Annotated in this window: 8 protein-coding genes and 2 rRNA genes; 8 read left to right on the plus strand and 2 right to left on the minus strand. The window is 36.9% G+C overall.

Features of this window, described 5'->3' with window-relative positions:
* Positions 1–42: 42 nt before the first annotated feature.
* The 7 genes from CHSO_RS03635 to CHSO_RS03665 all read left to right on the plus strand — a co-directional run bounded on the left by CHSO_RS03635 (position 43) and on the right by CHSO_RS03665 (position 10,274).
* Positions 43–2,800 (plus strand): 23S ribosomal RNA (locus tag CHSO_RS03635).
* A 145-nt stretch (positions 2,801–2,945) separates the two neighbouring features.
* Positions 2,946–3,053: ribosomal RNA gene (rrf, locus tag CHSO_RS03640) — 5S ribosomal RNA — on the plus strand.
* 806 nt (positions 3,054–3,859) lie between these two features.
* Positions 3,860–5,029 carry a hypothetical protein gene (locus CHSO_RS03645; RefSeq protein ID WP_045492399.1) on the plus strand — a complete coding sequence of 390 codons (1,170 nt, stop codon included), beginning with the start codon at positions 3,860–3,862 and terminating at the stop codon, positions 5,027–5,029.
* Positions 5,030–5,166: 137 nt separating this feature from the next.
* Complete coding sequence (locus CHSO_RS03650; RefSeq protein ID WP_045492401.1) at positions 5,167–7,818, plus strand: 4-alpha-glucanotransferase; 2,652 nt, start codon at positions 5,167–5,169, stop codon at positions 7,816–7,818.
* Positions 7,819–7,957: 139 nt separating this feature from the next.
* On the plus strand, positions 7,958–9,010 hold the full coding sequence (locus CHSO_RS03655) for a hypothetical protein (RefSeq protein ID WP_045492403.1): 1,053 nt from the start codon (positions 7,958–7,960) through the stop codon (positions 9,008–9,010).
* A 180-nt stretch (positions 9,011–9,190) separates the two neighbouring features.
* Positions 9,191–9,637, plus strand: coding sequence for a hypothetical protein (locus tag CHSO_RS03660; RefSeq protein WP_045492405.1), 447 nt, complete (start codon positions 9,191–9,193; stop codon positions 9,635–9,637).
* Between the two features lie 127 nt (positions 9,638–9,764).
* A complete protein-coding gene (locus CHSO_RS03665) occupies positions 9,765–10,274 on the plus strand; it encodes a ferritin (protein ID WP_045492407.1) in 510 nt (169 codons plus the stop codon).
* Positions 10,275–10,754: 480 nt separating this feature from the next.
* Here CHSO_RS03665 and CHSO_RS03670 read toward each other — a convergent pair whose 3' ends face one another.
* Positions 10,755–10,940, minus strand: a complete 186-nt coding sequence (locus CHSO_RS03670) for a hypothetical protein (protein ID WP_045492409.1) — start codon at positions 10,938–10,940, stop codon at positions 10,755–10,757.
* Positions 10,941–11,216: 276 nt separating this feature from the next.
* The gene (locus tag CHSO_RS03675) at positions 11,217–14,357 is read right to left on the minus strand and encodes a UvrD-helicase domain-containing protein (RefSeq protein WP_045492411.1); all 3,141 of its coding nucleotides are present in this window, start codon (positions 14,355–14,357) and stop codon (positions 11,217–11,219) included.
* 182 nt (positions 14,358–14,539) lie between these two features.
* Between CHSO_RS03675 and CHSO_RS03680 the strand changes: the two genes are divergently transcribed.
* Positions 14,540–15,286, plus strand: a complete 747-nt coding sequence (locus tag CHSO_RS03680; RefSeq protein WP_045492413.1) for a carboxypeptidase-like regulatory domain-containing protein — start codon at positions 14,540–14,542, stop codon at positions 15,284–15,286.
* Positions 15,287–15,317 lie beyond the last annotated feature (31 nt).

Raw genomic sequence — 15,317 nt, forward strand, 5'->3', positions numbered from 1 at the left:
GAGAGTTTATCAAAAAAATACTGAACTAATATAATTATTAGGAAAGAAATCGTTAAGGGCGTATGGCGGATGCCTAGGCTTTCAGAGGCGACGAAGGACGTGGTAAGCTGCGAAAAGCTGCGGGGATTGGCACACACGAATTGATCCGCAGATGTCCGAATGGGGCAACCCGGCTGGTTGAAGACCAGTCACCTCTTAGGAGGAGCAAACCCGGAGAACTGAAACATCTAAGTACCCGGAGGAAAAGAAATCGAAGAGATTCCGTAAGTAGTGGCGAGCGAAAGCGGATTAGCCCAAAAGTCTTTATATATTTAGAAGAACGTTCTGGAAAGAACGGCCGTAGACGGTGATAGCCCGGTATTCGAAAGGTATATTAAGATGATAAATGAGTAGGGCGGGACACGTGAAATCCTGTCTGAATATGGGGGGACCATCCTCCAAGGCTAAATACTCCTGAAAGACCGATAGTGAACAAGTACTGTGAAGGAAAGGTGAAAAGCACTTCGAATAGAAGGGTGAAATAGAACCTGAAACCGTACGCCTACAAGCGGTCGGAGCCCACATGTTGGGTGACGGCGTGCCTTTTGCATAATGAGCCTACGAGTTAATTTTACTAGCGAGGTTAAGGTATTAAGTACCGGAGCCGGAGCGAAAGCGAGTCTGAATAGGGCGTATAGTTAGTAGGATTAGACGCGAAACCTTGTGATCTACCCATGGGCAGGTTGAAGCTCTGGTAACACAGAGTGGAGGACCGAACCGGTTGACGTTGAAAAGTCTTCGGATGACCTGTGGGTAGGGGTGAAAGGCCAATCAAACTGGGAGATAGCTCGTACTCTCCGAAATGCATTTAGGTGCAGCGTCGTATATAAGTTTATTAGAGGTAGAGCTACTGATTGGATGCGGGGGTTTCATCGCCTACCAATTCCTGACAAACTCCGAATGCTAATAAATGTTCTACGGCAGTGAGGGCATGGGTGCTAAGGTCCATGTCCGAGAGGGAAAGAACCCAGACCAACAGCTAAGGTCCCAAAATATATGTTAAGTTGAAGCAACGCGGTTGGACTGCATTGACAGCTAGGATGTTGGCTTGGAAGCAGCCATTCATTTAAAGAGTGCGTAACAGCTCACTAGTCGAGCGGTCCGGCATGGATAATAATCGGGCATAAACATATTACCGAAGCTATGGATTTGTACTTTATGTACATCTGGTAGGAGAGCATTCTATTTGCGCCGAAGCAGTACTGTGAGGTATTGTGGAGCGGATAGAAAAGAAAATGTAGGCATAAGTAACGATAAAGCGGGCGAGAAACCCGCTCACCGAAAGACTAAGGTTTCCTCAGCCATGCTAATCAGCTGAGGGTTAGTCGGGACCTAACGCGAACCCGAAAGGGGTAGTGGATGGACAATGGGTTAATATTCCCATACTTGCTCACACTAAAAAGGGGACGGAGTGCCGTACTTACTGGAGACTGACGGAATAGTCAAGGCCTAGCCTTCGGGCGAAGCTGCTGTAGGGAAAGTGCTTCCAAGAAAAGCCGAAGTGAAGCAACCCGTACCAAAACCGACACAGGTAGTCGAGGAGAGAATCCTAAGGTGCTAGAGTGAATCATGGTTAAGGAACTAGGCAAAATAGTCTCGTAACTTCGGGAGAAGAGACGCCATCAGCAATGGTGGCCGCAGTAAAGAGGCCCAGGCGACTGTTTATCAAAAACACAGGACTCTGCAAAATCGAAAGATGCAGTATAGGGTCTGACACCTGCCCGGTGCTGGAAGGTTAAGGAAGGTGCTTAGGGTTAAACCGAAGGCATTAACTGAAGCCCCAGTAAACGGCGGCCGTAACTATAACGGTCCTAAGGTAGCGAAATTCCTTGTCGGGTAAGTTCCGACCTGCACGAATGGTGTAACGATCTGGGCACTGTCTCAACCATGAGCTCTGTGAAATTGTAGTCTCGGTGAAGATGCCGAGTACCCGCAATGGGACGAAAAGACCCTGTGAACCTTTACTATAACTTCGTATTGACTTTGAGTAAGTAATGTGTAGGATAGGTGGGAGGCTTTGAAGCTTGCACGCTAGTGTAGGTGGAGCCAACGTTGAAATACCACCCTTTACTTACTTGGAGCCTAACTTCTTTTAGAAGGACATTGCGTGGTGGGTAGTTTGACTGGGGTGGTCGCCTCCAAAAGAGTAACGGAGGCTTTCAAAGGTACCCTCAGCACGCTTGGTAACCGTGCGTAGAGTGTAATGGCATAAGGGTGCTTGACTGTGAGACCAACAAGTCGATCAGGTGCGAAAGCAGGACATAGTGATCCGGTGGTTCCGTATGGAAGGGCCATCGCTCATAGGATAAAAGGTACTCCGGGGATAACAGGCTAGTCTCCCCCAAGAGCTCACATCGACGGGGAGGTTCGGCACCTCGATGTCGGCTCGTCACATCCTGGGGCTGGAGAAGGTCCCAAGGGTTGGGCTGTTCGCCCATTAAAGTGGCACGCGAGCTGGGTTCAGAACGTCGTGAGACAGTTCGGTCTCTATCTATTGCGGGCGTTAGATGTTTGAGAGGGCTTGATTCTAGTACGAGAGGACCGAATTGAACAAACCTCTGGTGTATCAGTTGTACCGCCAGGTGCACTGCTGAGTAGCTACGTTTGGAAGAGATAAGCACTGAAAGCATATAAGTGCGAAACTCGCCTCAAGATGAGACATCTTTTAAGGGTCGTGGGAGATGACCACGTTGATAGGCTATAGGTGTAAAGACAGTAATGTCATAGCCGAGTAGTACTAATTACCCGTAGATTTATAGCCTAATATGGCGCACGGAAGTGCAGCAAGGTTAGCTCTTTGTGAAAGTTTTTATCGCTTAAAACAGATGTCAGCTGTAAGACATTAGATAACAGACGAATACGTCTGAACTCTGATATCTATAGACTGATATCTTATATACAACCTTTAGGGTGGTTTTAGCGGTGGGGCTCACCTGTTCCCATTCCGAACACAGAAGTTAAGCCCACCAGCGCCGATGGTACTGCTAACGCGGGAGAGTAGGCCGCCGCCAGTTTTTATTTTATTTTTAAAAATCCTTTATCGAAAGATAAAGGATTTTTTTTGCGTTATACCCAACGAATAAAGCAGACCTAATCCACAACTCAAGGATACTCAATCCAACGACAACCCTAACCACTTATTCTTAAGTTTTGGCTAAAGTCACTGGATTATTCTTTTTTATTTGAACGGGCTCCCTTCGACTAAGCTCAGGACTACTGCCCGTCCCTATTGAATATTAGCTATATCAATACCTTTGTTTTTATCATGGATATTCCTTGGTATCATTACTATTCTTTTTCCCATAGTCTATTGTCATTGACTACATCTCATCTTGGATTTCTGGAAGGATCCTTAGCAATTATAAGGCTATGAAGTAAGCTATATCCATAATCAGTAGAATAAGATTACGAACCCCCATTGTCTAGATTCCTATGGGACGACAAAGTGTTAGGATTACTGGCACATTAAAGGATCATACAATGATCTTCATGGTAAATTACTTATTGCTCATAATAATAGGTCCTTCACTAAATTAATAAACAAATACCCATCATTCATACTCATTCTAGCCCCGATAGTAACGGTTACCCCGCAACATAGGTTGGAGCATGGCAGGCGATGGCGTGAGGAGTATGAGTGGATAGCGGGATATAGCTCCTGAAAATATTTTGAAGTAGTACTAATGCTTTAGGATACTTCATTATTTAAATTAATTTGTTATAAATTTTATTCAAATCTTTACTTTTTTTTGTTTTTATAATTGGTAAATTATGTAACTTAGTCATATTATAATGATTATAAATCTAAAATATACATTCTATGAAAAAACATTTATTCCCTCTATTTTTATTCTTGCTAGGTGTGAATGCACATGCTCAACAAGATTTTTATGCAATTACAGGAAAGGAAACTCAATCTATTAATTTTAATGATTTCCGTGTAATAGACGCAGCGAATGGTACTTCGGGTGAGAAGGTTTTTACTGCTGATTCATCTTCAAAGATTATTTCGCAGACCAGAAGAGGATTAGTGACTGAGGATAAAAATTCTTTTAATAATGCTCAAGCAGTGACGATGGCCGCATTGGCATATGATTCATCAAATAATAATCTAGTGTATATGCCTATGTTTTCTTCTAATATTTATGTTTTAAATCCTCAGACTAAGGAAATTACTTTAGTAGAAAATAATGTTGTGCGGGTAACATCTTGTGATATTAATTCTCATATTACAAGAATGACTACGGGATATGACGGAAATATTTATGCGGTTAATAATTCCGGAACACAGCTTTTACAAATCAGTAAGAAAGGGGGGCAATATGTTGTTAGTGATCTGGGAATCATTAAGGATGATACTTCAAATGGTAAAAACTCATTTACTACAATAGAAACAGGGTTTGGAGGAGATATGGTTGCTGATGCAGATAATAACTTCTATATTTTTGCTGCTTCAGGAAATGTTTTTAAAGTATCCGCTAAAGAATTAAAAGCAAAATTTGTGGGTAAGATTGCAGGAATTCCTGATAACTATTCTGTAAATGGCTCTGCTGTAAACGCACAGGGAAAGGTAGTGATTGCAAGTGCTAAAGGCGCTCCTTTATATGAAGTGGATCTTGCTACTCTACAGGCTAAACAGCTTCCGGGAGAACAAAACCTGCATATTTATGATTTGGCCAGTAAATACTTTGTGAATGACAGAGTTTCTGCGAATAATAAGGGATTAACTAACCTAGATATCTATCCAACCAGAGTTGATGAACATTTTGTAAATGTTCATGTTAATAATAAGAATGTAAAAGGAAACATCAAATTGAATGTATTCGACATGTCTGGGAAAAATGTAATGAGCGAAAACCTTTCTGTTATAGACGGAGCATTGGATCAGAAGGTTTATTTCAGAGGATTGATTAACGGAGCTTATATTGTAAGCATAGCAGATGAATCAGGAAAAGTAATACTGAATAAGAAAATTCTTATCACTGAATAATCTGCTAAATTGATCTATAAAATTAGAATTATCATAAAAGCCTTTTCAATGTGATTGAGAAGGTTTTTTAATGATTATTTGATATTCAACAAGTTTTATTTTTCAATATTAAAATGTACTTTTATAAAAAAATATAGATGAAGCTATACTTTAATGTAGGATATATTGTAAAAGCCGGAGAAAATCTGCAGTTGGTGATTCGTGAAGAAGGTACTGCAGCTCATATCCATACGATGTTTTGTGCAGAGAATGGTTTGTGGAAATGTGAAGTGGATTATTTTTCCAGATCCATTTCCTATCAGTATAGAGTTGTTAATGAAAAAGGAAATGTTTTAAGAGACGAGTTTGTTCAGCATCATCTTAATTTTCCGCATAACTATAAGGAGTTTATCATTTATGATGAATGGAATAATAAAAACTTTCCTGAGAATTATTTAAATAATAAAATTCTTTACAATAAGCTACACGACTTTAGTCCGGAGAAATCAACAATTTTAAAAAAACATACTCATTTATTCAGACTGGAAGCTCCTATTTATAATAAGGATTGGAGAATTGTATTGTTTGGAAATACGGCATCCTTAGGAAACTGGGATTATAACAGAGTTGTTCCTCTCCATCAGACTGATTTTGGTCTTTGGGAAGTTTCTATAGAAATTCCTGAGAATGAAGGTATCGAATTTAAATATTGTATTTACGATACTAAAGAGAACAGGGTGATAGATGTTGAAACCGGAGAAAACAGATTTACAGTTACTAATCCTTTGCCGGATGTATTACAGATTGTTTCCAATCATTATTTCAGATTTAAGGGGTATCAGATGTATCATGATGCCGGTGTTGCTGTTCCTGTATTTTCTTTAAGAAGCGAAGAAGGATTTGGAGTAGGAGAGTTCTCAGACATCAAAAAACTGGCTGACTGGACAAAGGAAACGAACCTTGGAATTATCCAGATTCTGCCTATCAATGATACTACCGCTAATTATTCGTGGACAGATTCTTATCCCTATGCAGCAGTATCTGTTTATGCTTTACATCCCCAATATATTTCATTAGAAAAACTTGATTTCTCTTTACCGAAAGAACTCGTTAAAGAGTATGAAGCTGATAAAGAAGCTTTAAACGCTCTAGATCTTATCGATTATGAAAAAATGATCCAAGGGAAATGGAAGTACCTGAAAGCTGTTTTTCATGCTGAAAAAGATAAAATCTATAAAGACAGAAACTTTAAAAAGTTCATTAAGGATAATGAATATTGGCTGGTGCCCTATTCGGCATTTTGTGTCTTAAGGGATAAATATAATACTCCTAATTTCAATGAGTGGAAAACTCATAAAAAATATATCGCAGGAAAGATCTCACAGTTTTTTACAACGAAAAGTAAAGACTATGATCTTTCAATGCTTCATGCTTGGGTTCAGTATCAGCTTCATGTTCAGTTGAAGGATGCTGTAGATTACGTACACAATCTAGGAATTTCTTTAAAAGGAGATCTACCTATTGGAATCTACAGATATTCTGTTGAAGCCTGGACTGAACCGGAACTCTTCGGTATGGACTTCCAGGCTGGAGCTCCACCGGATCAGTTTACAAAGCTTGGTCAAAATTGGGAATTCCCTACGTATAATTGGGAAGCCATGAAAGCAGATGATTACAGATGGTGGAAAAACAGATTCAAGGCATTGGAACAGTATTTTGATGCCATGAGAATCGATCACATTTTAGGTTTCTTTAGAATATGGAGAATGCCTATCTCTGCTGTACAAGGTATTTTAGGGTATTTTTATCCTGCTGTTCCTATCGTTTCGGATGAATTTAAGGCCTGGCAGATTCCGTTTAAATTTGATAGATATTGCAAGCCATTCATCAACAATGAAATCTTATGGAAATATTTTGCAGCAGATAGTGGAAAGGCTCTTGTATTTATGGACCGTAAGGAAGATGGAACCTATTCCTTTAAAGAAGAATTTGATACCCAGAGAAAACTGGTAGATTTCTTTAAGAAAAATCCACATGGTCCACTTGAGGAAAAGCTGGTTTCCCTATGCGCTAACGTTTTGTTTTTACCGGAAGAAAGAAAGGGAGAAACGGTTTACCACCCAAGGTTTAATGTTTATAATACAGAATCGTATCAATATTTACCGGAATCTGAACAGAAAAGTATTTATGATTTGTACCACGATTATTTCTTCAGAAGACAAGATCATTTGTGGTATGAAAAAGCAATGGAAAAACTTCCGATGATTTTGAATGCTACGAAAATGCTGATTTGTGGAGAAGACCTGGGTATGGTTCCTGCCTGTGTACCGGTTGTAATGGATGAACTGGCGATTATTGCTCTGAAGGTTCAACGTATGCCCGCAGAGAATATCCCATTCTATGATCCAAGATATGCCAATTATATGAATGTAGTTACTGCTTCTTCTCATGACAGCTCAACGCTGAGACAGTGGTGGAAAGAAGATCCTGCTTTAACGCAAAAATACTTTAATCAACAATTGGTTCAATATGGAAAGGCTCCCGCAGAACTAAGTCCTGATCTGGCGGAAATCATTATGAAACAGCACTTATATAATGACGCTATGTTGGCTATCTTCCCGATTCAGGAATTCCTGGCTACCGATGCAAAACTGTCCAATCCTAAAATGGATAATGAAAGGATTAACAATCCTGCCGTTTTTCCACATTATTGGCGTTATAGAATACATATAAAACTGGAAGATCTTAAGAATCAGAAAATTTTCAATGAAAAGATAGCTCACTGGATAAAAGACAGTGGTAGGATATAAATTTAACACCTGATTATCAGTTAATTAAAAATATTTTAAAAGAAGTTTGATCTTAGGATTTAACTTCTTTTTTTTATTTGTATCAAAAAGATAGAATTGAGATATTCTGCTATATATTAACCAATTAACGACTATAGAGATGAAAAAAATATTTTTGGGATTAGCTTTTGGGCTTGGCGTTTTGACGTCTGCTCAACAGTATCCGAATAATGGTTGGGGGGATGATGGTTATTATCAGAATGGAGCAGGTCATTATGGCGACGAGGATGACAGAAATTATTTCCCTGATGATTATTATTATAACTATCCTCAGGACTATTATCCAGGTGATTATTACCAAAGCTACTATAACGATTACAGAAACAGTGTTATCAATATTGATTGGAATGGGTTCTTTGTACAGAACAGATTAAGCCGTTGGCAGGTAGATCAGATCATGAGACTGAATAACCTGTACGCTAGTTTTTCAGCTTGGGATAATTTCTACAGATATAATCCGGACAGATGGTATTATGATAGATTCTATGCGTTGGAAAGGATTATGGGACCGAGAGTATTTGTAGTGTTTCAGAATAATTATTACAGAGGAGCAAGCCCTGTTGTATACTTCCAAAACTACAGAAGAACATACTATGCTCCAAGATATGCTGTAATGCCAAGATATAGAAATATCAATATCAATATTTACAGAGTAGATCGATCAAGGTTCAGAAGAGTTGATAACCCTACTTTTGATATTGTAAGAGGCAGCAACAGACCAGAAAATGGCTTTAGAAATAATAGCTCTGACGGTTTTAGAGGAAGTTCTGATAACAATGGATTTAGAGGGAATTCAGATAATGGAGGCTTTAGAAATAATAATTCCGGCGGTTTTAGAGGAAACTCTGATAACAGTGGATTTAGAGGAAATCCAGATAATGGAGGCTTCAGAAATAATAATTCCGGAGGCTTTAGAGGAAACCCTGATCATAATGGGGCCCACGGAAACTCAGACAATGGAGGTTTTAGAAATAATAACGGCGGATTTAGGGGAAATAATGAAGTGAGACGGGAAGCGACTCCTGCTCCACCAAGAGAAAGTAATGGGGGATTCAGAGGAAATAGTGATGGTTTCAGAAAACAAAGATCTGAAAATTCTTCACCAAGTCGTAGTAACAATGGAGGCTTTAGAGGAAGCTTGGTAAGGAATTAATTTTCATATATTATATTTAAGTGGTGTGAAGGACAGGTTTTTATAATCTGTCCTTTTTTTTTGTTTTATTTTTAATTTATTTTAGTTAAAATTTAACATTATTTATGAATATGTTAATTTAACTTATGGTTTTATACTGAATCAAAAAGGTATAATAACAATTAATTAAATTTTAAAAAGATGAAAAAATTAGTTTTAGCAATAGCATTTATCGGAATGGGAAGTTTTGCAATGGCACAACAGACAACTCCACAGGACAAGGAAGCAAGAAGAGCAGAAATGCAACAGAAAATGCAACAAAAAGAACAAGAGCATCTTGCACAGATGCAGAAAGATCTTAACCTTAATGCTTCACAGGTAGCACAGATAAAGGCATTACACGAAACAAAAAAAGCCGAAATGAAAGCTGAGTTTGCAAAAAATAAAGAAGTGAGACAAGCTAAAATGGAGGAAATGAAGGCCAAAAGAGCACAAATGGATGCTGATATGAAGAAAATCCTTACTCCTGAGCAATATGATAAATGGCAGGCTGACAGAAAAGTTAAAATGGAACAGAAAAGAATGGCTATGAAGGATAGAAGAATGATGAAAAAGCCGATGAATACAGCCGCTCCTGAAGTAAAATAATAATTTGTAATTTTGATTTTTTAATGTATAAAGGATGGGATTTTTTCCGTCCTTTTTGTATTAATTTTCCGTAAAACTTTTGATGTCGGGCTTTTATTCCCTATTTTTGAATATAAATTTAATACTTATGGTTAGCGAAAAAATTGCAAAATTAATTAACGAACAAATTGCCCACGAACAATATGCCGCTCATTATTATCTTTCAATGTCTGCTTGGTTTTCAGGAAAAGACCTGGATGGAATTGCGAACTACTTCAGAGTACAGAGCAAAGAAGAATTAATGCATGCAGATAAAATGTTTGATTATTTGAATGACGTAGGAGGAGAAATCATCATTGGAGCAATTCCAAAGCCACCACATGAGTTCGAAAACGCTACAGATATTTTTGAAAAAGCATTGGCACATGAGAAAATTGTAACCAAAAGTATTTTCAATATTGTAAAGAATGCTAATGAAGAAGGAGATTTTGCGACAACATCGTTTATGCAGTGGTTCATCAACGAACAGGTAGAAGAAGAAGCAAGCGCTTCTCAGTATGTTACAAAAATCAAAATGGTTTGCGATAACCCATCTGCATTATACCTTTTTGACCAGGAATTATCTCAGAGAGTATTTACTCCTGATACAACTGCTTAAAAATCAGAAAGTTTTTAACAATATAAAACCGCTGTTCTTTGTGATAGCGGTTTTTATTTTTTAGTTGGATTAAAAATATAGAAAGGCAGTTCTTATTGCTTGGCTGCTATTGATTGTGTATAAAGAAAATACTGAAACGATTGACAAGAGATATAGTACAAATAAAAAAAGTAGTTTTTTGTTACTTTCTTTCTCTTGTCGGACAAAATAAACCTGTATTCCAAACACGAGAGGATATATCAGAACAACAAATGTGAAGAAAGCGAAAAGGCAGGTCATGATTAAAGAAAATATACTCTGAATATTAAGTATTTCAAGATTTCTGTTAAAGTAAACATGAGCTGTTTTATCCCAATAATAAATAACTGTTAAAGCAATGAAAATACTAAAACCTATCCATTGAATTTTGAATAAAATCTTCCAGTTTTTAAGGAGATAATTTTTTAACATAACCCTGGTGGGCTCTGAGGTGCCGGATGTTTATTTATTCTGCCTCAATCTTTGTATTCTGACAGCAGCAATAAAAGTGATAGCTCCTATGAGAAGGCTTAAAAATGAAGCTTTTGCCAGACTTTCCGTAGGCATATATCTATGGCCTTCCTTGGTTATGGGAGGATCAATATAATCGAGAATATTAAATATGACAGTTCCGGATAAGACTATCATAATGACGCTTATAAGAAACGAGATAAAATAAATTTTCATGGTTAGATCATTAATACTTGTGTTAGTTTTTAAGGGTAGCAATGATTTTACATTTTCCAGTAGTTTTTTATATGACGAAAGATACAATTTAATCTATTGTCTTAGGTGCTTCAATGAGTATTATATTTTAGTTAAGAAAAATAGTATTCCCATTTTAACGCAAGAAATTGTATTGTTAACCCAACAATATCACTTCCTGACTCTTTGATATTGAAATATATCAGAATAAAAGAAGGTTTACAGATAAATGATCTGTGTTTTCAGAACTTTTTTACCTAATCTTTCCAGAATATTTTTATATCCCTGTACTTGGTCTTCATCCTTACCTTTCTCTTCGCCGGTTTTAAAGTCTACAATAATATAGCCTTCTTCGCTTTTTAGAATACGGTCTGGTCTTGAAATATGACTTTCTCCATTTTCAGAGATCATGATATCCTTTTCATTGATAACTTCCCACTTTTCATCAAAGAATTCAGAATATGTTTTGACTATTTCCTGCAAAGTGATCTGTATTTCATTCTTTTCTTCCAGTGTAATCTGACCTTCCAAAGCATAGCCTTCCAATACTTTGTTAATATCTTTTTCAGTATTAATCTTAGATAGAAGCTCGTGTACAAAAAGCCCGATTCTTACTTTCTCGTTTCGTACCTGATAGTTTTTTGACGGAGTGGCAATTTTGATAGAAGTACTCTTTTCATTGACGTTTTTCAGATTCTGGATGTTCTGAGTTTTAAAAGATGACGTCTTTGTTTTTGAATGTTTTTTCAACATTTCAGGTTTCACCTCATACAGATCAAATGAATCAGCATTTTCCGTGTTTTTGGTCTGAATAAATTCTAAAAGCTCAAGATTATTTGACGTTTTATTAGCCTTCTGAAGGTAGAAAAATAACTGCTCAACAGGTCTTGTTGTTGCTACATACTGCAAACAGAGCCTGTCAATAAGGTTTTTATATGAATTCTTTTTATTGAACTTTTGAATTTCCTCATCATACACCTCCAGATTCTTACTGAATTGGTTGATGTTAACGGATTTTAAAGCATCACTCTCATTCGTCTCAAACCAATTGGTAAATTCGCTGTCCCGGTTTTTATTCATCATAGGAATAAAAACGATAGGAAACTCCAATCCCTTAGATTTGTGGATCGTCATAATCTGTATGGCATCTATATTTTCAGAAGCCTGAATGGTGTAGGAAGAAGCTTCTTCATCCCAATATTTTAAAAATTCTTTAGTACTTGCCCCTGCATTTTGTGTGAAATTGAAGAGCATTTCCAAAAAGTTAAGCAGGAAGTCCGTTTCCTTATTTTCTACAGAAAATTCATTGATATAATACTCTATAAAGTTATAAAGATTGAATCTCGGAAAATGATCCTGCTTCAATTGTAACGAATATTTTTGCTGTATAAACTGAAGAATTTCTTCATGACCTTCAATGTCCAGAATTTCCTTCATTTCCAACGTAAAATCTGCCATGTGAATTTTCCCCAAAGTATTCAGATAATACATCATCATAATAAGACAAGGCTTATTCTTCGGATTAATTTCCCATCTTAGAAACTCAATAACGGCTTTTAAGGTGTTGGAAAGTTCCAGCGTAAGACCTTTATCAGAAATGGTTTTAATATTGGTTTCCTCACCATGATAATTGACCTTTAAATTTCCCAATTTTTGAGAATAGCTGAAAATATCAAAATTTCCACGGCATAGAATCGTAATATCTGAGAACTTAAATCCATTATCTAGGCATTCCTGGATATCTTTTCGCATGCTCTCCGATGTATCATCATAAAACTCTTCATTGGTAAGATTTTCGATCAGATTTACTTTTACACGTCCGTCAATCTTAGACTTCGGAGTTTGTTCAGCATCTGCTCCGAAAATATTTTTATGTTCCTCTTCCAGCTCCAGAGAATGGTATTGATACAGCTCATTGTTAAACTGTACAATATTTCTGGCACTTCTCCAGTTATCTTTAAGAACCAGAAGATCCGCTTCCTTAGGAGAAAATTCTTTTTTATTGATGATATCCAGCATCAGTTTACTTTCTCCGCCACGGAATCTATAGATACTTTGCTTTGGATCCCCTACAAGGGTAAAAGAAGTATATTCAGTGGAGACACTATGATCTCTCAACGGAACAAAATTCTGCCACTGCAATTCTGATGTATCCTGAAACTCATCAAAAAAATAATGCTGGAACTGTGCTCCTACCTTTTCATAAATAAAGGCAGACGGTTCATTTTTAAGATTTTCATTGATGAGTATATTAAACTTTGATAAAAGAACAAGATCATTCTCTTCTTCAATTTTCTTCAGCTCATCCTGAATATCCTTATTAACCTTTAAAGGAAGCAAGGCAGATAAGACTTTTTCTTTCTTCTGAGTTTCGATATACAGAAGAATAAGTTTCATTCTGTTTTCAATAAGCTGATCCAGAATTTCAAAAATTTCGGCTTCTTTATGTTTAGATTTTGAAGAAGCACCTTTCCTGTAATTGTTAATGACAGATTCTTCCTGTGTAGTAGGAAAAGGAAAACCGGCTCTTTTCTGTTGGTAAAAATCAATCACTTTGGTAAAGAAACCTCCGATTCCGTTTTTCCCCTGCGCAAAATCTTCAATGTCAATATTTCTGGATTTGAATAACTCAATAGATGCTGTAGCAAGTTCTGCCGCCTGCTTTTTGTTCAGAACAATTTCTTTACGAAGCGTATTTTTGATGTTTTCATAATTGGTATCATCAAAACTATCGTTGTTTTTCAGATGCTCATAGTGAATATCTTTTACAAACTCTTTTGCCGAATCATAAAGGTTTTTGTTAAGATTGATCCTTTCATTGTTTTCAAGGCTGTAGTCCACATAATCCATGAAAGAATTAGAGATCGTATCATTTTCACCAATCTGATCCAGCATTTTATCCACAGCCTCAATCAGAAACGGTTCAGCTTCAATTTCAAGATTGAAATTTTTTGCCAGTCCCAATTCATAAGAAAAGCTTCTCACCAATCGTGAATTAAAACGGTCAATCGTTCCGATATTTAAAGTGGAATAGTTATGAAGAATATAATCCAGAAGTCTTTTAGACCGATGATGCAGCTCATCAATAGTGATTTTTAAGCCCTGTTCCTCAAAAGCCTTCTGAATATTTTTAAGATCAGCATTCTCTGCATAATTACCTGCTGAGAAATTTCCTAACCATGACAAAATCCTTTCCTTCATCTCGTTGGCGGCTTTATTCGTAAAGGTCAGAGCGAGAATATTCCTGATCGATTGCTGTTGATTAGGATAGCGGAGACAGATCATCAGAAGTCGCTGAACCAGGGCATATGTTTTCCCGGAACCGGCAGAAGCATTGATGACTGTATAAGAATTTTGCATTGTTAAAAGAGAATTGAGACTGCAAGTTAGCTAAAATTTAAAAGAAAATTTAACAATTCAATCTGCCTATTTAACAGTTTCAGAAGCAAAAGCCAGCAAGAAATATTAAAAGGCGTTAACGCTGGTTAAACTTATGCAACAATTTAAAAATAATTTTAGCTTTGTTGTATAAAAAATAACCTGTGAAATTCAAATTACTTCTTTTCTTATCTCTGATTTTTTTCATTCATTCCAATGCCCAAAGTTATATCTTCGGAAAAGTGGTTTCTGAAAGTGGTGCTGAAATGCCGGAGGTGAGTGTAGTCAATATCCGGACCGATGAAATGGTACTTTCAAACGGAGATGGTCATTTTATGATTTCTGGAAAAGCAGGAGATGAATTACGATTTATAAAAGCCGGATATGAGAGAGTTGTGAAGAAAGTTTCTCAGGAAAATGTACAATCTTCTATGAATATTAGCCTTGTTCGGTCAACCATTCAGATTCCGGAGGTAGAAGTAAAACAGGGTCTTACCGGAAATCTTAAAATAGATTCAAGGATTTACAATAAACCTAAAAAAGTTGAAAAGTTATTGGCAGATCTAGGAAAATACATGGTACAGAAGTCCGATCCGAGAATTCTTGCAGCAAAACCGGGCGAATTTGTTCAGCCAAGAGGAGAAGGATTTATGATTGGAAAAGCAAACAATAAGTGGGATGATATTGATTTTATGAAATACATCAGAGCGAGTTTGGGAGATGATTATTTTACCGATCTTAAAATAGAAAAGCCATTGATAGAGCATTTTATTTCCTATGTTTTTGCCGGTGGTTTCGAAAGAAAGAAGATTTTAAAATATGGCTTCTGCAGTGATGAAGACCTGAACAGATTTCAACGTTTTGTTCTAACAAGAATATCCTCTTACCGTGCTGCAAAGACTCAAAGATAACCAAAATGAAAACGTATAAAAAAAATCTATC

It is taken from the genome of Chryseobacterium sp. StRB126 (genome assembly GCF_000829375.1).
GTDB lineage: Bacteria > Bacteroidota > Bacteroidia > Flavobacteriales > Weeksellaceae > Chryseobacterium.